Raw genomic sequence first — 20,355 nt, forward strand, 5'->3', positions numbered from 1 at the left:
TTTAGCGATATTAAACGTCTAATAGGAGACGTGCTGGGTCCTCTAGTAACTCTTTAATCGTTACTAGGAAACCAACTGATTCACGACCGTCAATTAGGCGGTGATCGTAAGATAACGCTAGGTACATCATCGGCAAGATTTCAACTTTGCCATCCACTGCCATCGGACGCTCTTGGATCTTATGCATACCAAGAATCGCTGATTGAGGTGGGTTGATGATTGGTGTAGACATTAGTGAACCGAACACACCACCGTTTGTGATAGTGAAGTTACCGCCCATTAGCTCGTCTACCGTTAGCTTGCCATCACGACCTTTGATAGCCAGTTCTTTGATGCCTTTTTCAACATCAGCGAAACCAAGCTTGTCACAGTCTTTTAGGACAGGTGTAACTAGACCACGTGGCGTTGATACCGCCATGCTAATGTCGAAATAGTTGTGGTAAACAATGTCATCGCCATCAATCGAAGCATTTACTTCTGGGTAACGCTTAAGCGCTTCTGTTACTGCTTTCACGTAGAAAGACATGAAGCCCAAACGAATACCGTGACGCTCTTCGAACTGATCTTTGTACTGCTTACGAAGGTCCATGATTGGTTTCATGTTCACTTCGTTAAACGTCGTTAGCATTGCCGTGTTGTTCTTCGCTTCTAGCAAACGGTTAGCAACTGTCTTACGAAGGCGAGTCATTGGAACACGCTTCTGACTGCGAGCCGCTGCCGGCACGTCTACCACTGCTGGCGAGTCTTCTTTTGACGCAGATTTAGCGTTCGCAAGATGCGCTTCAATATCTTCGCGCGTAATACGACCACCAACACCAGTGCCTTTCACTTGGCTTGCTTCTAAGCCATGTTCAGCCAATAAACGGCGCACTGCTGGGCTTAATGCGTCATTACTTTCTTCGTTAAGCGCAGCTTTGTGGCGCTTATCAGGAGATGCTTCAGTACCTTCTGTTTTGTCTGCAGTTGGTTCACCTGCAACTGCGCCTGGCTTCAATTTAGCAATGATTTGTTTAGAAAGTACTGTCGCACCTTCTGCTTCAACAATAGCTTCTAAAACGCCAGCTTCCGGAGCTGGAACTTCTAGCACAACTTTGTCTGTTTCGATGTCAACCAAAACCTCGTCACGCTCTACTGCGTCGCCTGGTTGTTTGTGCCATGTCGCTACGGTTGCATCAGCAACTGATTCAGGTAAATCTGGAACCAGAATTTCAATTGTCATATCTGTTTCTTCCTTTAACTTCTAGTTCTTAATTCGAAGTTTTTGAGTTCACGTTCAGAGCGTCTTCAACCAACGCTTTTTGTTGTTTCAAGTGCACCGACATGTAGCCAACTGCTGGCGAAGCAGAAGCTGGGCGACCTGCGTATTTAAGATTTGCACCTGCAGGAATAGCGGCACGGAAGTTATGTTGGCTACAGTACCAAGCACCTTGGTTCTGAGGTTCTTCCTGACACCACACGAAGTCTTCAACGTTAGTGTATTGAGCAATTGCTGCTTGTACTTCTTCCATTGGGAATGGGTAAAGCTGTTCAATACGCACGATAGCAACATCGTCTTGCTCGTTGTTACGGCGCTGCTCTAGTAGGTCAAAGTAAACCTTACCAGCACAGAACACGACACGTTTCACTTTGCTTGGTTCTAAATCATCTACTTCTGGAATTGCAGATTGGAATGTACCATCCGCCAAGTCTTCAATCGTTGAAGTACATAGAGGGTGGCGCAGCAAAGATTTCGGCGACATAACAATGAGAGGTCGACGCATTGGGCGTACAACCTGACGACGAATCATGTGGTACACCTGAGCCGGTGTTGAAGGAACCACAACCTGCATATTTTGCTCAGCACAAAGCTGAAGGTAACGCTCTAAACGTGCAGATGAGTGCTCAGGGCCTTGACCTTCATAACCATGAGGTAGAAGCATAGTAAGACCGCACAAACGCGCCCACTTTTGCTCGCCTGACGAGATAAACTGGTCGATAACAACTTGTGCACCGTTGGCAAAATCACCAAACTGTGCTTCCCAGATAGTTAAACCACCTGGTTCGGCTGTTGCGTAACCGTATTCAAACGCCAACACAGCTTCTTCTGACAATACTGAGTCAAAGACTTGGAATGGCCCTTGGTTGTCATGAATATTCGCTAATGGAATGTAAGTGCTTGCATCGGTTTGGTTATGAAGAACCGAGTGACGGTGGAAGAAAGTACCACGACCCGAGTCCTGACCAGAAAGACGAATACGCTTGCCATCGTCAACCAATGTAGCATACGCCAATGTTTCAGCCATACCCCAGTCAATGGCTTTTTCACCGGTCATCATTGCTAGACGGTCGTTGTATAGCTTATTAACACGGCTTTGCAGTTTATGGCTTTCTGGGTACTGACACAGACGATTGCCTAGCTCAATAAGGCGTGTCTTGTCGTATTTTGAATCCCACTCCATATCCCATTCGTGCCCTAAGTAAGGGGACCAGTCTACAGAGTGCAACGCCATTGGACGCCATTCTTTAACAACCACTTCACCGCGATCTAATGCATCGCGATACTCATTGACTAACTGAGTCGCTGTCTCGATATCTGATTCATTTTTATCGATCAGAACATCTGCATACAATTTGCGTGGTGTAGGATGCTTTTTGATTTTCTGGTACATCAAAGGCTGAGTCGCATTTGGCTCATCCGCCTCATTGTGGCCGTGGCGACGGTAACATACAAGATCGATCACGACATCGCGCTTGAACTCGTTACGGTAATCCAATGCAATGCGAGTAACAAAAGCAACTGCTTCTGGGTCATCTGCATTTACATGGAAAATTGGCGCCTGCACCATCTTCGCGATATCGGTACAGTACATCGTAGAACGCGTGTCACGAGGATTAGACGTCGTAAAGCCTACTTGGTTGTTGATGACGATACGTACCGTACCACCAACTTGGAACCCACGAGCAAGAGACATGTTGAACGTTTCGGCAACCACACCCTGACCAGCGATTGCAGAATCACCGTGGATGGTGATAGGAAGCACTTTGCTACCTTGATTATCACCCAAGCGATCTTGACGTGCTCGAACTGAGCCCATGACTACTGGGTTTACGATTTCTAGGTGCGACGGGTTAAATGCAAGTGCTAAGTGAACATCACCGCCAGGAGTCGCAAAATCAGCAGAGAAACCTTGGTGATATTTCACATCACCCGTACCCCAAGTTTCGTCGTGTTTACCGGCGAACTCATCAAACAGGTCTTGAGGTTTCTTACCAAGTACGTTCACCAGCATGTTCAAACGACCGCGGTGAGCCATACCGATAACCACTTCACGCATTCCACTTGTACCCGCATGACGGATCAACTCTTTCGTCATCGGAATCAGCGCATCACCACCTTCTAAAGAGAAACGTTTTGCACCTGGGAATTTCGCCCCGAGGTAACGCTCCAAGCCTTCAGCGGCTGTTAGCTCTTCTAGGAATGTGCGCTTCTCATCTTTGTTGAATGATGGCTGGCCTACGACAGACTCAAGGCGTTGCTGAATCCAACGCTTTTGCTCTGTGTCAGTCATGTGCATGTATTCAGCACCGATGGAACCGCAATAAGTTTTGTTGAGGGCTTCATAGATATCTTTCAACTTCATGGTTTCTTGCCCAACAGCAAAAGAACCTACGTTGAAAGTTTCTTCGAAGTCATCTTCGGTAAGATTATGAAAAGCAGGGTCTAACTCCGCCACTGTTGGGCGTTGCCATAGACCTAGTGGGTCTAATTCTGCAGCTTCATGCCCGCGGAAACGGTATGCGTTGATTAGCTGTAGAACTTTTACTTGTTTTGCATCGACATCTGGGTCACTAACTTGGACATTGTAATGCTTTGTTTCTCTAGCGAGTCGTCGGAAGTAGTCACGGACACGTGAATGTGGTTGTTCTGCCACTTCTTCTGATGGCTTAGGCAAGCCTTCAAAAACACGTTTCCACTCCTCACTTACCAGATCGGGATCACTTAGATACAGTTCGTAGAGGTCCTCTACATACGTTGCATTGGCGCCAGCCAAGTGTGAAGACTCGAGCCATGCCTTCATCACGCCGTTGTGCATATTTTCCCTTAACCAGTAGTTTTCACGTTTGCTTCGGTCTTTGCCGAGCTATAAGAGCCGACTAAAAATACGGTCGGCAATTTTTGTATTCTTTACTCGAATATTACTGAAGCAGTGAAGCGGTCATATCGGGTGATCCGCAACACTGCGACATTCCTAAGAGCGAGTAAATTAAACCGAACGATTAACCAACATCGACTTAATGTGACCGATGGCTTTCGTCGGATTTAATCCCTTAGGACAAACACTTACACAATTCATGATGCCATGGCAACGAAAAACGCTAAATGCATCATCAAGATCAGACAAACGTTCATCTGTTGCCGTATCGCGGCTATCAATTAGCCAACGGTACGCTGCGAGAAGACCAGCTGGGCCGATGAATTTATCAGGGTTCCACCAGAATGATGGGCAAGACGTTGTACAACATGCACACATGATACATTCGTACAATCCATCTAAATGCGCACGGTCATCAGGCGATTGTAGATTCTCACGTGATGGTGGTAATGCACCATCATCAATCAAGAACGGTTTAACTTTCGCATAGTTATCATAGAACTGCGTCATGTCAACGATAAGATCGCGCACGACAGGTAACCCTGGTAGTGGACGAATAACTATCTTATCGCCTTGTAGAGCAGATAACGGTGTGATACACGCTAGGCCGTTTTTACCATTCATATTCAAACCATCAGAACCACATACCCCTTCACGGCATGAGCGACGGAACGCGATGCTTGGATCTTGCTCTTTTAGCAGAATCAATGCATCAAGCACCATCATGTCTGAGCCTTCGTCTACCTCAAGGGTATACTCTTTCATGTAAGGCTTAGTATCCACATCCGGATTGTAACGGTATAAAGAGAAGTTTAATTTCATAGTCGTATCCTCCCTTTAGTATGTACGTACTTTCGGCGGGAAAGCTTCACGATGCGTTGGCGTCATGTTCACATCACGCTTAGTCATCGCTTCTGTTTCCGGATTGTAGATAGAGTGGCATAGCCAGTTCTCATCATCACGCTCAGGGAAATCGAAACGAGCATGTGCGCCACGACTCTCTGTACGGTAGTTTGCTGCAACGGCAGTTGAAAACGCGGTTTCCATCAGGTTATCAAGTTCTAGACACTCAATACGCTGCGTGTTGAACTCTGAAGACTTGTCCGCTAGATGTGCATCTTTCAAACGTTCGCGAATCACTTTCAACTCTTCTAGACCGGTTGCCATCGCATCGCCTTCACGGAATACCGAGAAGCTGTTTTGCATGCATGCTTGTAGGTCTTTACGAATCTGAACTGGATCTTCACCACCAGTGCTGTTTTCCCAACGCATAGTACGCGCTAGAGACGCTTCAATATCAGATTCTGTTGCAGGACGAGCTTCCGCTTGCGCTGCTAGCGTTTCGCCAAGGTGCAAGCCAGTGGCACGACCAAATACGACCAAGTCTAGTAATGAGTTGCCGCCAAGACGGTTAGCACCGTGTACCGATACAGAAGCAATCTCACCACATGCGTAAAGGCCTTGAACTTCCATCTCGCTACCGTCGGCCTTCTGCTTAATTGCTTGGCCAGAGACTTGAGTAGGTACACCACCCATCATGTAGTGACAAGTTGGAATTACTGGAATTGGCTCTTTCACTGGGTCAACGTGTGCAAATGTACGAGACAGTTCACAGATACCTGGTAGACGTGATTCAAGTACTTCTTTACCAAGGTGATCAAGTTTCAACTTGATATGTGGACCCCAAGGGCCATCACAACCGCGGCCTTCACGGATTTCAATCATCATTGAACGAGCAACCACGTCACGACCAGCAAGGTCTTTCGCGTTTGGAGCATAACGTTCCATGAAGCGTTCACCATCTTTATTTAGAAGGTAACCACCTTCACCACGACAACCTTCCGTCACTAGAACACCCGCGCCAGCAATACCTGTTGGGTGGAACTGCCACATTTCCATATCTTGCATTGGAACGCCTGCGCGAAGCGCCATACCAACGCCATCACCCGTGTTGATGTGCGCGTTAGTGGTCGATGCGTAAATACGACCTGCACCACCTGTAGCTAGAATGGTCGCTTTCGATTTGAAGTAACAGATTTCACCCGTTTCCATACAAATCGCAGTACAACCCATGATTGCGCCGTCTTGGTTTTTCACAAGATCCAAAGCGTACCACTCCGAGAAGATGGTTGTTTTGTGTTTTACGTTTTGCTGGTAAAGCGTGTGAAGAAGTGCGTGACCAGTACGGTCTGCAGCAGCGGCTGTACGAGCAGCCTGCTCACCACCAAACTCTTTAGATTGACCACCGAATGGACGTTGGTAGATGGTACCGTTATCGAAACGAGAGAATGGAAGACCCATTTTTTCAAGCTCGATAACTGACTCAGGACCATTTTTACACATGTATTCAATCGCGTTCTGGTCACCGATGTAGTCGGAACCTTTAACGGTATCGTACATGTGCCATTGCCAATCGTCTTTGTGCGAGTTACCCAGAGCAACAGTAATGCCACCCTGTGCAGACACAGTATGAGAACGTGTTGGAAATACTTTTGACAACAAAGCACATGATAGGCCTTGTTCTGAAATTTGTAGTGCAGCGCGCATACCTGCACCACCAGCGCCGATTACTACGGCATCAAACTCACGAACTGGAATAGACACTTACGCACCCCACAGAATAAATAGACCAGAGAAGACATAGCCGAATAGAACGGCAATAACACCAAGTTGTAGTGCGCCACGTAGTTTCGCGCACTTAATGTAATCAGTTAATACCTGCCACAAACCAACCCAAGCGTGAATCAGGATCGAGACAAGTGCCAACATGGTGAATACTTTAGTGAAGGTACCACCAAAGAATTGGGTCCAAGATGCGTAAGAGATATCTGAAAATGCACAGAAGCTAATCAGATAAATCGTGTATAGCGTCATAATGATTGCAGTTGCACGAATTAGTAGGAAATCGTGTACACCATTACGACCAAATGAAGATACGTGTTTTACCATACCAAGATCCCCGCCAATAATGATAATACTGCTGTTGCACCAAACGCGACTTTAGCGCTCATCGTGCCTGAATCTAGTTCTTCAAAGTGACCCAGATCCATCAATAAGTGACGGATACCACCTGCGATGTGGTAGGCAAGTGCAGTAAGAATTCCCCACAGGATGAATTTTACGAAGAAGCTATCGACGATGTCAGCGGCTTCCATAAAACCCATTGGGGATGACAGAGAAATGGATAGTAACCACAGTAATATACCCACCGCAACAAACGTAATTACCCCAGACACACGGTGTAGGATGGATGCGATTGCTGTGATAGGAAAGTGGATGGTCTGTAAATCTAAATTAACAGGTCTTGACTTTCTTTCTTTCACGGGCTTGCTCACTCAGCTCCATTGAGCATTTATTGTTATAACCAATTTCAGCTTCCAAACGTACAAAAGTTAACATCTACTTAACAAATATCGCGAGTAACCACCCAGATAATTGTAAACGATTTGTTAACAAACGGAATCCAGCAACAAACCTCACTCTTTGTTTCTAGCCCCGAATTTATAAGGATTTAACTAAAATTTTCTTTGCCAATATACGGCGAGCAACATTCTAATACAATTGGTGTAACAAATTATGCTACATAGAACAGATTTTTAACGATTTTCATGAGAAAAATCATAACAAGTGCACACAAAGATGGAGAAAAATTGACTTTAAGCTTTAACAACAGTACAAAAATGGCACATAAACATCCTGGACGGATTAAATAATAAACAAAGGAGATTGTTATGGCGGATAAGAAAGCGACCCTTCATGTTGAAGGTCAAGCGCCAATCGAACTGCCAATTATGGACGGTACGCTAGGTACACCTGTAATTGACGTTCGTAAGCTGGGAGCCAATGGTTACTTTACTTTTGACCCAGGTTTTCTTGCCACTGCATCTTGTGAATCATCAATCACGTACATCGATGGCGGCAAAGGTATTCTTTTGCACCGCGGTTTCCCGATTGATCAATTAGCCAATAACGCAGATTACTTAGAAGTATGTTACATCCTTCTTTATGGTGAAGCCCCTACCCGAGAACAATACGAGCAATTCAAAACGACCGTTACTCGTCACACAATGGTACACGAGCAAATCGCAAGCTTTTTCCATGGCTTCCGACGCGATGCTCACCCAATGGCGGTAATGTGTGGTGTAGTTGGAGCACTTGCAGCCTTCTATCACGACTCTCTTGACATTAACAACGACGAACACCGCGAAATTGCAGCGTACCGCCTGCTGTCAAAAATGCCAACACTGGCGGCGATGTGTTACAAATATTCTATCGGTCAGCCATTTATTTACCCTCGTAACGACCTTAGCTACGCAGAGAACTTCTTGCATATGATGTTCGCAAACCCTTGCGAAGAGTATGAAGTAAATCCTGTGGTTGCCCGTGCGATGGATAAGATTTTCACTCTACACGCGGATCACGAACAGAATGCGTCGACATCAACTGTACGTCTAGCTGGCTCTTCTGGTGCGAACCCATTTGCATGTATTGCCGCTGGTATTGCATCCCTTTGGGGACCTGCTCACGGTGGTGCGAACGAAGCCTGCTTGAGAATGCTAGAAGAGATTGGCAGCGTCGATAAGATCCCTGAATATGTAGACCGCGCGAAAGACAAAGATGACCCATTCCGCTTAATGGGCTTTGGTCACCGCGTTTACAAGAACTACGACCCACGTGCGACAGTAATGCGCGAAACGTGTCATGAAGTTCTCAAAGAGCTAAACATTCAAGACCCTCTGCTAGACGTTGCAATGGAACTTGAGCGCATTGCGCTTTCTGATGAGTACTTCGTGTCTAAGAAGCTGTACCCGAACGTAGACTTCTACTCAGGTATCATTCTTAAAGCGATTGGTATTCCAGTTTCTATGTTTACGGTTATCTTCGCGATTTCTCGTACCATCGGCTGGATTGCTCACTGGAACGAAATGCATAGCGATCCACTGAACCGCATTGGTCGTCCTCGTCAGCTATACACTGGCGAAACACAACGTGAGTTTTCTCCACTTCACGAACGTGAATGATCTTTTAGTACGAAGATAGACAAACAAAAGGGTTGAGATTTTCGTCTCAACCCTTTTTCTTTTCAGCACTTAACGTTACGAATAGCGAACGTTAAACCGGATTATCTATATCGATAAACTCCACATGTAGGCCGTATTCATCCGCTAGCCATTTGCCTAAGGCCTGAACACCATAACGCTCAGTAGCATGATGACCTGCAGCAAAGTAATGAATGTCCATTTCACGAGCGGTATAAGTGGTGCGCTCTGAAATTTCTCCAGAGATAAATGCATCCAGCCCGTGCTGTACAGCAAGTTCAATGAAATCCTGCCCTCCACCAGTGCACCAGCCGACTGTCTCAATCATCTTATCAGTATTCTCTGGAGCGATATGCAGAGGCTCTCTTTCAAGAACTTGGTTGATCTTACTCGCAAATTCAACACCAGACATCGGCTTTTTCAAGCGCCCAAACATAGCAACTGACTGAGGGTGCCCTTCAAGCCCACCTTCTACTTCGATTTCAAGTAAGCGAGCTAATTCAGCGTTGTTGCCTAGCTCTGGATGAATATCTAGAGGAAGGTGATAACCATATAAGTTGATATCATTTTTGATCAGGCTACGAATTCGTTTACCTTTCATGCCACGAATTGGCTCAGGCTCACCTTTCCAAAAATAGCCATGATGAACAAGCAATGCGTCTGCATTAAGCTCAATCGCTTTATCGATTAAGGCTTGAGAGGCGGTTACGCCAGTGATAACACGCTTTACCGCTGATTTCCCTTCTACCTGTAACCCATTTGGTGCGTAATCTTTAATTAACTGCGGTGACAGTTTGTCATTAAGAATCTGTTCTAACTTTAAGTTATTCATTATTACTTCCAATTTCTAGCGCATGTAAACCTAAATAACCTCTCGATGGAATCAGACGAAAGAGTGCAACCTAGTTGATACAACAACGTTTTGACATCTGGCACCTTGATATCATTTAGGTCTTTAAAGTGTATCTCGAACCCTAATATCGATGCTAGCCACCCTACCCTCAAAAGCAAATTTAGTTACAATAACAAAGCTTGTCGCCTCACCATAAATTTAGGGATACGGATGAACCAACTGCAACGCTTTTACCAATGGATCGCCACTTCACCTCCGCTTTTCAAGTTAACCCCTCCGTTTGCAACCTTAGAAGATGTCTCGGTCAAACCTTTGAATAGCTCAGAACAATACAATGGTAATCCGAGGCTGGGTTTTTTATATCAGCACCTATGCACTGCGGCTCTTTCTAATTCAGAACGATATCAGATTATTGCCGAAGAAATTCAGTTAAACGACGCGGAAGGTAAGACCATTGGTGCTGTCGATTTGGTGTTGCGGAATACAGAATCAAATCAAATAGAACACTGGGAAGTGGCGATTAAGTTTTATCTTCTTTATAACGGCGTTTGGTATGGTCCGAATGCTCACGACCAGCTGCATACAAAACTGAATAGAATGCTTACTCATCAATTGAAAATGAGCGATCGCCCGGAATTTCAAAAAATAATTCCGTTAAACGACGCCCCACAAGAGCGCCTAATGATGCAAGGACGACTCTATATCAATCCGTTTACTCCAGAGCCACCCCCTAAGGAGTGCTTGGGTTATGAATTAAATCCAAGTCAGATTAGTGGTTACTGGTGCTATCAAAGTCAATGGGATTTAATTGGTAAACCCCTTTATCATTTACATAAACCATGCTGGGCGATCGGTACAGACGATTTCTCTCAACCTATTGAAAAGCCTTTAGATCGATTCATACACGCACAAACGGAGGACGGTCAATTCTGGTTTGTGGTACCAGATTCATGGCCCGGAGATAAAGCGGTTCGAGGCACTTAAACATGAAAGGGTTGATGTTTTCACATCAACCCTTTGCTAGATACATTGACCATTGGATGTTTTACAAACCAGCGGCTGCAAACACTTGATTAACGATCTCTTGTGCTTCAGCTTCGATTTGTTTCAGATGTTCTTCACCTTTGAAGCTTTCACAGTAAATCTTGTAGATGTCCTCTGTGCCTGATGGACGAGCAGCGAACCAACCGTTAGCTGTCGTTACTTTAAGGCCGCCAATCGCAGCACCATTGCCTGGTGCATGCGTTAGACGAGCAGTGATCGCATCACCTGCTAGAGTTTCAGCCGCAACCATTTCTGGTGACAACTTCTTCAATACGTCTTTTTGTGGGCCATTTGCTACAGCTTGAATACGGTTGTACTTCGACTCACCGTGCTTCGCCGCTAGCTCTTCATAGTAATCTTGAGGGTTCTTACCCGTTACCGCAGTGATCTCTGCTGCTAGAAGGCATAGCAAGATGCCATCTTTGTCTGTTGACCAAGGCGTGCCATCTTTACGAAGGAAAGACGCACCAGCACTTTCTTCGCCGCCGAAACCAAACTTACCAGTGTACAGACCGTCTACAAACCATTTGAAACCAACAGGCACTTCACATAGCTCACGACCTAGATCCGCAACAACACGGTCAATCAGCGCACTTGAAACTAGTGTTTTACCAACAGCGACGTCTTTACCCCACGCGTCACGATGACGGTACAAGTAGTCAATACAAACGGCTAAGAAGTGGTTCGGGTTCATCAAACCTTTTGGCGTAACGATACCGTGACGGTCGTAGTCAGGATCGTTACCAAATGCTAAATCGTATTCGTCTTTCAGTGCCAATAGACCCGCCATTGCGTAAGGAGAAGAACAGTCCATACGCACAACGCCGTCTTTATCTAGCGACATGAATTGGAAAGAAGGATCGATCGATTCACTTACTAGCGTTAGGTCTAGGTTGTATGCCTGACCAATTTGACGCCAGTAATCGATACCGCTGCCACCCAATGGATCTACACCAATCTTCAGGTTCGCCTTTTGGATTGCTTCCATATCGATAACGTTCACCAGGTCATCGATGTATGGCTTCACCAAGTCCATCTCTACAAACAGATCCGATGCTTTTGCTTCTGCTAGTGGTAGGCGTTTAACACCTTGTAAACCTTCAGCAATCAATTCGTTCGCACGATCTTCGATAGCTTGAGTCAACTCAGCTTCAGCAGGACCACCATGTGTCGGATTGTATTTGATACCGCCGTCTTGTGGTGGGTTATGTGATGGGGTAATAACGATACCGTCTGCTTTTTCATCGTGTTTGATGTTGTAAGTCAGAATCGCGTGTGAAATACCCGGTGTTGGCGTGTAACCGTTGTCTTGCTGGACAATCACTTTCACACCATTTGCAATCAATACTTCAATCACACTTGAGAAAGCAGGCTCAGATAGCGCATGCGTGTCTTTACCCACAAACAACGGGCCGGTTGTGCCTTGCTCAGCACGAACTTCTGCTACCGCTTGAGCGATCGCTAAAATGTGGTTTTCGTTAAAAGTGTGCTTGTCTGCAGTACCGCGGTGGCCAGAAGTACCAAATTGAACTTTGTGTTCTGCGTTTGCCGCGTCTGGTTGAAGTAAGAAGTAGTTAGCAACGAGTGCTGGGATATTGTGAAGATCTTCCTGCTGCGCTTTTTGCCCAGCACGAGGGTGCATAGCCATGTTTGACATCCTTTCTTTAAATACAAATAAAATTAAAAAAGCCTCATAATATCCGCTCACTGCGACGCATTATGAGGCTTCTATCAGGTTTCTTAGATTGAACCTGTTACTTTTTCTATTAAGTCAGGTTGGAACCCCATGTGTGCCATCACTTGTTCAACCATCTGTCTTTTACGACTTGTATTGTTATTCGTGATAACCCAAAACGGTGTGCCAGGAATGGCTTTTGGCTTGGTCGTATTACCGTTTGCTAGCAAGGTTTCTTCATTATCTGCAAAGTACACGCGTTTGCGTCCTTTTACATTCGTAGCCTGGGCGAAACCTTCTGGATTCAATTTATGTAAGGTCGATAATACTAACATAAAGCGATCAATCGCTTTTTTTAGACCGGCAAACTCATCAGAAATAAGCAGCGAACGCATTTCTTTCACTACATCAACAGATTCCGTTTTACCCGCATCTTTACTTACTACAATCCCTTGTGGCTTCTCTACTACAGGCGCGGCTTTAGCTTCCTGCAACTGACCATCAAGGTTTAAAAGGCGTCGCAAAATATCCGAGGCGCTTTCACCGATATGCTTAGTTTGACTAGCTATATAACGGTATAGATCCTCATCAACCTCAATTGTTTTCATTCGCTTTTCACATTCTCAATGTTTAAACTCTGGGGGATTATAACGAGATCCACGCGGATACTCCACGTTAAACCCATCACGAATAAGATAAAATGTCAGCATTACTCAACTATAAGCAGGAAGGCCAAGGCCAAACAGTTGTTTTGATTCACGGATTGTTTGGTAGTTTAAGTAATCTGGGTCTACTCGCCCGCGATCTTATTAAAGATCACACGGTGATCAGTATTGATCTGAGAAATCACGGCCTCTCTTTCCACTCCGAAGTCCATAACTATACCGATATGGCAAAAGATGTGGCTCAGCTCCTTCAGCACTTAAACGTTGAGCCATCTATTGTTATTGGTCACTCCATGGGCGGAAAAGTCGCGATGGCTCTTGTGGACATTGCGCCAAATGTAGTCAAGCAGTTAGTCGTTCTCGACATGGCGCCTGTTGCCTACACTACGAACCGTCACGATAATGTTTTTAACGGCTTACATGCTGTTATTAATGAAAAACCAGCAAATCGACAGCAAGCCATGGATATCCTAGCTCAACATATTGAACTCGATGGTGTAAGACAATTTCTCTCTAAATCACTGTACAAAAATGGCGATAAGATGGATTGGCGGTTTAACGTACCGAGCCTTTTTGAGAATTATGACCAAATTATTGGCTGGCAAGAAATCACACCAACAGATATCCCAACTTTATTTATCAAAGGCGGGGACTCTAACTACTTAATGCCAGAACATCAGCCGGCAGTGAAGCGACAATTTAACCATGCTAAAGCACACATTATCGCTGGCACTGGTCACTGGTTACACGCCGAGAAACCGACAGAAGTAATGAGAGTCATTCGAAAATACATTTCGAGTTAACAAATTCGAAAAGCAACACTAGATTATTGAAATAACCCTTCTTGTAGTGCATTAACTTTACCGTTTAACAGTGGTATAGTGCGCCCAAGATTTTTCGGCATGAAGGGCTAAAATGCTTTACGACTATATGGATATGCTCGAGTCTATTGGGCTCGATCTTCTTTTTGCTGCTATCTTTTTTTTCATCGGGATGGCGATAAAAGATGTGCTAAAGCAAGGCAATGTACCTGTTTTTGGTCGTCGTATTGTGTGGTTAGTCCTTTTCCTAGGCTGTGCTGGCTTTATTGCAAAAGGTGTAATTCAGCTAACTTGGGAAGGCTCAGGGTTAGGTTAAACCCTTAGTAGCATCGCCAATAACAAACAATGTAAAGGTATAGACTCTATGGCAAGTGTAGGTATCTTCTTCGGTAGCGACACAGGTAATACTGAAGCCGTTGCAAAGATGATTCAAAAGCAACTAGGTAAACATCTAGTTCACGTTCAAGACATCGCGAAAAGCAGCAAAGAAGACATTGATAACTTCGATCTTCTTCTTCTAGGTATCCCAACTTGGTACTACGGCGAAGCACAATGTGATTGGGATGACTTCTTCCCTGAACTTGAGCAAATCGACTTCTCTACTAAGCTAGTGGCTATCTTTGGCTGTGGCGACCAAGAAGACTACGCAGAATACTTCTGTGACGCGATGGGCACAGTCCGTGATATCGTTGAGTCTAAAGGCGGCACAATTCTTGGCCATACCTCGACAGAAGGCTACGAATTTGAAGCGTCTAAAGCACTTGTTGAAGGTGACGAAAGCCAATTCGTAGGTCTATGTATTGATGAAGACCGCCAACCAGAATTGACTGACGAGCGTGTTGAAAGCTGGGTTAAACAGATCTATGAAGAGATGTGTTTAGCTGAGCTAGAAGGCTAATCAAATTGAATGATGCAAAGACCTCCACTTGGAGGTCTTTTTGTATGTATTGTCACACAGCATCGGTAAGTACTTCCTCTTCGCGATACTGAGGTTTCTTTCTTACATAAAGCTTGCGTTGAACCTCTGAAACCACATTCCCCTGTTTATCTTTTACATGAGTAATAAACTCAGGAAAACACTTTTCTCCATTCCGTGTCATTTGATAAATGTTTTCCAGCATCCCTTCAGTGACCTCAAATTCTGCAAACAAATCACTTTGCCCCGGCTTAATAAAGTTAATGCTTGCCTCTTTATCCCACACATAATATTCCTCTCGTAGAATCCCCATCAGCATCAACGAGTAAATAGGATCAGTTAAAGAGAAAATACTGCCGCCATATTGGGTGCGATTGGCATTTTTATTCCACCAGCGAAGCTTTAAACGTACCTTTACAGTACGGAAGTCTTGAGAAATATGTAAGATTTTAATACCCGCCCCCCAAAAAGGAGGCCAAACATTGAGTGCGAACTTTACAATTCCTGGTTTGTATATCTTCGCTAGTCGCCTATTCATCGCTATCCCTGCCCTCTCCAAGCTTAATGTTACACAATTGTAACTGGTCAGAGCTGTAATATAATGGACCTGTTTCTAATTTACAAAAAGATTCTATTAACCCTTTGAAGTTCGTGGTTTAATGTTCCGAACGCTTATCCTATAATGGTAGGAAGATTGAATTCTGTTAAATCGCTGCAGATGATCCAACGGGAAAGTATATGTCAGATAATAATCAGGCGCTGAAGGATGCGGGTTTAAAAGTAACCCTTCCGAGGCTAAAAATTCTAGAAGTACTTCAGCAGCCAGACTGCCAGCACATCAGTGCTGAAGATTTGTACAAAAAGTTGATTGATCTAGGTGAAGAAATTGGCCTAGCAACTGTTTACCGAGTTCTAAACCAGTTCGACGATGCTGGTATTGTAACTCGTCACCACTTTGAAGGTGGAAAGTCAGTCTTCGAATTATCGACTCAACATCACCACGACCACCTAGTGTGCCTAGACTGTGGTGAGGTAATTGAATTTTCTGACGATCTTATTGAAGAACGTCAAAAAGAGATTGCAGCTAAGTACAATGTCACACTAACAAACCACAGCTTATACTTGTACGGCAAGTGTAGCGATGGTGGTTGTAAAGACAATCCAGATGCACACAAACCGAAAAAATAAGGGTTTGTTAATTTAAAAAGTAAACGTCAGCACATGCTGGCGTTTTTTGTTTCTAGAAGTCAGTACCTTAGACGTCAGTACTTTGGTTACAGAACAAAAGCTACTAAACACCCATCTTTTTTCTCCACAGTTTTGCACATCTATATAGCACTCTGTGGGATTAGGTATAAAAAATGCCAGCGTTTGCTGGCATTTTTTCATCGTTCTCAGCATTAATTGAGATTATTGATTCTCAATTTTTGCCCAGGTATCACGTAGACCAACCGTGCGGTTGAATACTAGATTATCTGCTGAAGAGTCTTTCGAGTCTGCACAGAAGTAACCCATACGTTCAAACTGGTAACCTTTTTCTGCTTCTGCAGAAGCTAGGCTAGGCTCGACGAAGCCATTGATCACAACTAATGATTCAGGATTGATAGTAGAAGCAAAATCTTCCGCTGCGCCTGGGTTTGGCACCGTAAATAAACGATCGTACAGGCGAATTTCCGCTGGAAGAGCTTTATCAGCTGACACCCAATGAATAACGCCTTTCACTTTACGACCATCTGCTGGGTTTTTACCTAGCGTATCTGCATCGTAAGAACAGAAGATCGTTGTGATGTTGCCTTCGGCATCTTTCTCAACGCGCTCAGCTTTGATCACGTAAGCACCACGTAAACGAACTTCTTTACCTAGCACTAAACGCTTGTACTTTTTGTTCGCTTCTTCACGGAAGTCTTCACGCTCAATCCACAATTCACGCGTGAATGGCACTTCACGCACGCCCATTTCTGGTTTATTTGGGTGGTTGGCAACTGTCAAGTTTTCTACTGCGCCTGCTTCAAAGTTTTCGATAACAACTTTAACAGGATCCAGTACAGCCATTGCACGCGGAGCGTTCTCGTTTAGGTCATCACGAATACAAGATTCTAATGAACTAAACTCGATCATATTTTCTTGCTTCGTTACACCAATACGCTTACAAAACTCACGAATAGATGCAGGTGTGAAGCCACGACGACGCAGACCTGAGACAGTCGGCATACGTGGATCATCCCAACCATTAACCAGTTTTTCAGTAACTAGCTGGTTAAGCTTACGCTTAGACATCACTGTATATTCAAGGTTTAAACGACTGAACTCGTATTGATGTGGACGGCTTTCGATCGTGATGTTGTCTAGAACCCAATCGTACAGACGACGGTTATCCATGAATTCAAGCGTACAAATAGAGTGCGTAATGCCTTCTAATGCATCAGAAATACAGTGCGTAAAGTCGTACATTGGGTAAATGCACCACTTATCACCAGTTTGGTGGTGCGTAGCAAAACGCACACGGTATAAAACTGGATCGCGCATGACCATGAATGAAGAACCCATGTCGATTTTAGCACGAAGACACGCTTTACCTTCTTCAAATTCACCAGCGCGCATTTTTTCAAACAACGCCAAGTTCTCTTCAACAGAACGGTCACGGTATGGACTTGGTTTACCTGGCGCCTTTAGTGTGCCGCGGTATTCACGAATTTGCTCTGGACTTAGCTCATCTACGTACGCTAAGCCTTTGTTAATCAATTCAATTGCATATTCGTAAAGCTTATCGAAGTAGTTTGATGAGTAACATACTTCACCACTCCACTCAAAGCCCAACCAGTTTACATCTTTCTTGATAGACTCAACGTATTCGATGTCTTCTTTTTCAGGGTTTGTATCGTCGAAACGCAGATTACATTGACCCTGGTAGTCCTGAGCAATACCGAAGTTCAAACAGATAGACTTAGCATGACCGATATGCAGGTAGCCATTTGGCTCCGGCGGGAATCGAGTATGCACGCTAGTGTGTTTACCATCCGCTAGATCTTTATCAATGATCTGGCGAATAAAGTTTGATGGACGAGCATCAGCTTCACTCATCTATAGCACCTCAAAAATATTAGTATTGTCAGAGAAAACGGAACCCTGTATCCAAGTATGGTTTCACAGAGTACATTGTTCCTAATGATCCACAATTCTAAGCAATTAGACAACAAGAACTCGCTCTAAAACGACAATATTTATCGAGTTAGCGTGAAAGCAAAGCAGATTCAAAGGGCCTAAACGAAAAAAGGCCTCCTGCGGAGGCCTTTTGCGATGTTGTAGTATCAATTGTTTGCAATACCAATAACAAACAATCACACCACTATTAAACAGTTAAGCTGGTAGCTGAACACCACTTAAGTCTTCATCTTTAGATACATTCTTCATCTCACCAGCAACAATCTCTGCTAGTGGACCAAGAATAACTTGTAGGTTGTTTGTACCTAGCTTCACAACTCCCATAGCTCCAAGATCTTTCAGAGTTTTCTCATTGATAACGCTCATATCTTTCACAGAAAGGCGCAAACGAGTAATACAGGCATCGATAGAACTTAGGTTGTCATGACCGCCAAGTGCTTTCAAGTACTGACGAGCAAGCTCTGAAGAATTGCTTGATCCAGCCACGTTAGATGAAGCTTCTTCATCATCTTCACGTCCCGGTGTTTTAAGGCCAAACTTAACAATCACGGTACGGAACACGAAGTAGTAAACCGCAAAGAAACCAAGACCTTGTACAATGAGCATGTACCAGTTTACCGCTAGCGGGTTACGAGTCGACAATACTAAGTCGACTAAACCAGCAGAGAAACCGAAACCTGCAATCCACTGCATTGATGCCGCGATATAAACTGATAGACCAGTCAGCGCTGCGTGAAGAACGTACAGTCCTGGAGCAAGGAACATGAATGCAAATTCAAGTGGTTCTGTTACACCTGTAAAGAATGAAGCAAACGCAGCTGCAATCATGATAGATGCCACTTTCTCTTTATTCTTTGATTTCGCAGTATGGTACATCGCTAGAGCAGCGCCTGGTAAACCAAACATCATGATTGGGAAGAAGCCCGCTTGGTACATCCCCGTAACACCTACCGTTGCCGTGCCTTCAGCTAATGATTTCGCACCGCCAAGGAAGTTTGGAATGTCATTAATACCAGCGACATCAAACCAGAACACTGAGTTTAGTGCATGGTGCAGACCAACAGGAATTAGAAGACGGTTGAAGAATGCGTAAACACCTGCACCTGCTTCACCCATACCTTGAATGCTTTCACCAAAACTTACCAGACCGCCGTAAACTGATGGCCAAACGTACATCAGGATGAACGCAATAACGATACCAGCAAAAGACGTTAGGATAGGTACAAGACGCTTGCCAGAGAAAAACGCCAGTGCTTTGTGCAGCTCTACGTGAGAAAAACGGTTGTACAACTCAGCAGAAACAATACCAACCAAGATACCGACGAACTGGTTATTGATTTTACCAAATGCAGCAGGTACTTCACTTGGGTCAATGCCTTGAATTTGTGATACTGCACCAGGGGCCAAAAGCGTTGTGACAACTAAGAAGCCCACGAAGCCTGAAAGTGCAGCGGCGCCATCTTTGTCTTTAGACATTCCATAAGCAACACCAACAGCGAACAATACTGACATGTTGTCAATGATCGCTGCACCAGCTTTAATAAGAAATGCAGCAAGTGCACTGTTTGCGCCCCAGCCATTTGGGTCGATCCAGTAGCCAATACCCATGAGTATTGCTGCTGCAGGAAGTGTGGCAACCGGCACCATAAGCGCCTTACCCACCTTCTGGAAGTATCCGAGAATGTTCACCTTAAGTTCCCCCTATAGGATTAGATGTTATGTTGAATGACTTATTTCAGCCGTCCAATTTAGTCATCCTAAGTTTATGATATTAATTTTGCTCCGCAAATTAAAAGCTCACCGTTTGTGATCATAATCACCACAATTTGCCCTTTCGGAAGGTTTTTGCTAGCGAGATCATAAAACTTATTTTATTATACGAAAAAATGGCGTTTTAAAGATAATATTCTCGCACTTTATGCAAGGCAGAATCAGTGTTATTTTGGTATCTAGGCGGGTAAATCACTGTAACTTTGCTCTGAAAAAGAATCATAAAAAACCATACAATTATTACTTTTCAGTTAGTTACTATGACAATAACATCGAT

The 20,355-nt window shown here is 44.5% G+C and carries 18 protein-coding genes; 6 read left to right on the forward strand and 12 right to left on the reverse strand.

Annotated elements, in window-relative coordinates; all coding sequences use genetic code 11:
- Positions 1 to 10: 10 nt before the first annotated feature.
- The 6 genes from odhB to sdhC all read right to left on the reverse strand — a co-directional run bounded on the left by odhB (position 11) and on the right by sdhC (position 7,468).
- Positions 11 to 1,219 carry a 2-oxoglutarate dehydrogenase complex dihydrolipoyllysine-residue succinyltransferase gene (gene odhB, locus R7E51_RS10830; protein WP_017819950.1) on the reverse strand — a complete coding sequence of 403 codons (1,209 nt, stop codon included), beginning with the start codon at positions 1,217 to 1,219 and terminating at the stop codon, positions 11 to 13.
- Positions 1,220 to 1,247: 28 nt separating this feature from the next.
- Complete coding sequence (gene sucA, locus R7E51_RS10835) at positions 1,248 to 4,073, reverse strand: 2-oxoglutarate dehydrogenase E1 component (protein WP_005382176.1); 2,826 nt, start codon at positions 4,071 to 4,073, stop codon at positions 1,248 to 1,250.
- Positions 4,074 to 4,244: 171 nt separating this feature from the next.
- Positions 4,245 to 4,955 (reverse strand): succinate dehydrogenase iron-sulfur subunit, encoded by a 711-nt coding sequence (locus R7E51_RS10840; protein WP_005382174.1) that lies wholly within the window; start codon positions 4,953 to 4,955, stop codon positions 4,245 to 4,247.
- A gap of 15 nt (positions 4,956 to 4,970) precedes the next feature.
- On the reverse strand, positions 4,971 to 6,737 hold the full coding sequence (sdhA, locus tag R7E51_RS10845; protein WP_005382172.1) for a succinate dehydrogenase flavoprotein subunit: 1,767 nt from the start codon (positions 6,735 to 6,737) through the stop codon (positions 4,971 to 4,973).
- On the reverse strand, positions 6,738 to 7,082 hold the full coding sequence (sdhD, locus tag R7E51_RS10850) for a succinate dehydrogenase, hydrophobic membrane anchor protein (protein ID WP_005382169.1): 345 nt from the start codon (positions 7,080 to 7,082) through the stop codon (positions 6,738 to 6,740).
- Positions 7,076 to 7,468: a succinate dehydrogenase cytochrome b556 subunit gene (sdhC, locus tag R7E51_RS10855; protein ID WP_017634811.1), complete on the reverse strand. Its 393-nt coding sequence runs from the start codon at positions 7,466 to 7,468 to the stop codon at positions 7,076 to 7,078. Before sdhC ends, sdhD begins: the two co-directional genes overlap by 7 nt.
- Positions 7,469 to 7,864: 396 nt before the next feature.
- Here sdhC and R7E51_RS10860 point away from each other — a divergent pair, with 396 nt between their 5' ends.
- A complete protein-coding gene (locus R7E51_RS10860; protein WP_017819951.1) occupies positions 7,865 to 9,154 on the forward strand; it encodes a citrate synthase in 1,290 nt (429 codons plus the stop codon).
- A 91-nt stretch (positions 9,155 to 9,245) separates the two neighbouring features.
- On the opposite strand, the gene R7E51_RS10865 is transcribed toward R7E51_RS10860, so the two are convergent.
- Entirely contained in the window at positions 9,246 to 10,004 is a 759-nt protein-coding gene (locus R7E51_RS10865; protein ID WP_005382162.1) for a Nif3-like dinuclear metal center hexameric protein, read from the reverse strand.
- A 231-nt stretch (positions 10,005 to 10,235) separates the two neighbouring features.
- Here R7E51_RS10865 and R7E51_RS10870 point away from each other — a divergent pair, with 231 nt between their 5' ends.
- A complete protein-coding gene (locus R7E51_RS10870; RefSeq protein WP_017819952.1) occupies positions 10,236 to 11,009 on the forward strand; it encodes a DUF1853 family protein in 774 nt (257 codons plus the stop codon).
- Positions 11,010 to 11,070: 61 nt separating this feature from the next.
- Here the strand turns inward: R7E51_RS10870 and pgm are convergent, their stop codons facing one another.
- On the reverse strand, positions 11,071 to 12,717 hold the full coding sequence (pgm, locus tag R7E51_RS10875; protein WP_025766986.1) for a phosphoglucomutase (alpha-D-glucose-1,6-bisphosphate-dependent): 1,647 nt from the start codon (positions 12,715 to 12,717) through the stop codon (positions 11,071 to 11,073).
- 92 nt (positions 12,718 to 12,809) lie between these two features.
- A complete protein-coding gene (seqA, locus tag R7E51_RS10880) occupies positions 12,810 to 13,352 on the reverse strand; it encodes a replication initiation negative regulator SeqA (protein WP_005382149.1) in 543 nt (180 codons plus the stop codon).
- A 92-nt stretch (positions 13,353 to 13,444) separates the two neighbouring features.
- Between seqA and R7E51_RS10885 the strand changes: the two genes are divergently transcribed.
- The 3 genes from R7E51_RS10885 to fldA all read left to right on the forward strand — a co-directional run bounded on the left by R7E51_RS10885 (position 13,445) and on the right by fldA (position 15,128).
- Positions 13,445 to 14,212 (forward strand): alpha/beta fold hydrolase, encoded by a 768-nt coding sequence (locus R7E51_RS10885; RefSeq protein ID WP_206958176.1) that lies wholly within the window; start codon positions 13,445 to 13,447, stop codon positions 14,210 to 14,212.
- Between the two features lie 112 nt (positions 14,213 to 14,324).
- Positions 14,325 to 14,546, forward strand: coding sequence for a DUF2788 domain-containing protein (locus R7E51_RS10890; protein ID WP_005393038.1), 222 nt, complete (start codon positions 14,325 to 14,327; stop codon positions 14,544 to 14,546).
- A gap of 48 nt (positions 14,547 to 14,594) precedes the next feature.
- Positions 14,595 to 15,128, forward strand: coding sequence for a flavodoxin FldA (fldA, locus tag R7E51_RS10895; RefSeq protein ID WP_005382146.1), 534 nt, complete (start codon positions 14,595 to 14,597; stop codon positions 15,126 to 15,128).
- 52 nt (positions 15,129 to 15,180) lie between these two features.
- Here fldA and R7E51_RS10900 read toward each other — a convergent pair whose 3' ends face one another.
- A complete protein-coding gene (locus R7E51_RS10900) occupies positions 15,181 to 15,684 on the reverse strand; it encodes a DUF4442 domain-containing protein (protein WP_182016637.1) in 504 nt (167 codons plus the stop codon).
- A gap of 200 nt (positions 15,685 to 15,884) precedes the next feature.
- Between R7E51_RS10900 and fcrX the strand changes: the two genes are divergently transcribed.
- The gene (gene fcrX, locus R7E51_RS10905; protein WP_005382141.1) at positions 15,885 to 16,334 is read left to right on the forward strand and encodes a ferric iron uptake transcriptional regulator FcrX; all 450 of its coding nucleotides are present in this window, start codon (positions 15,885 to 15,887) and stop codon (positions 16,332 to 16,334) included.
- 222 nt (positions 16,335 to 16,556) lie between these two features.
- Here the strand turns inward: fcrX and glnS are convergent, their stop codons facing one another.
- Both glnS and nagE read right to left on the reverse strand, forming a co-directional pair.
- A complete protein-coding gene (gene glnS, locus R7E51_RS10910) occupies positions 16,557 to 18,227 on the reverse strand; it encodes a glutamine--tRNA ligase (protein ID WP_005382124.1) in 1,671 nt (556 codons plus the stop codon).
- 276 nt (positions 18,228 to 18,503) lie between these two features.
- On the reverse strand, positions 18,504 to 19,997 hold the full coding sequence (nagE, locus tag R7E51_RS10915; protein ID WP_005384985.1) for an N-acetylglucosamine-specific PTS transporter subunit IIBC: 1,494 nt from the start codon (positions 19,995 to 19,997) through the stop codon (positions 18,504 to 18,506).
- Positions 19,998 to 20,355 lie beyond the last annotated feature (358 nt).

The organism is Vibrio sp. Vb1166, from assembly GCF_033338695.1.
GTDB lineage: Bacteria > Pseudomonadota > Gammaproteobacteria > Enterobacterales > Vibrionaceae > Vibrio > Vibrio alginolyticus.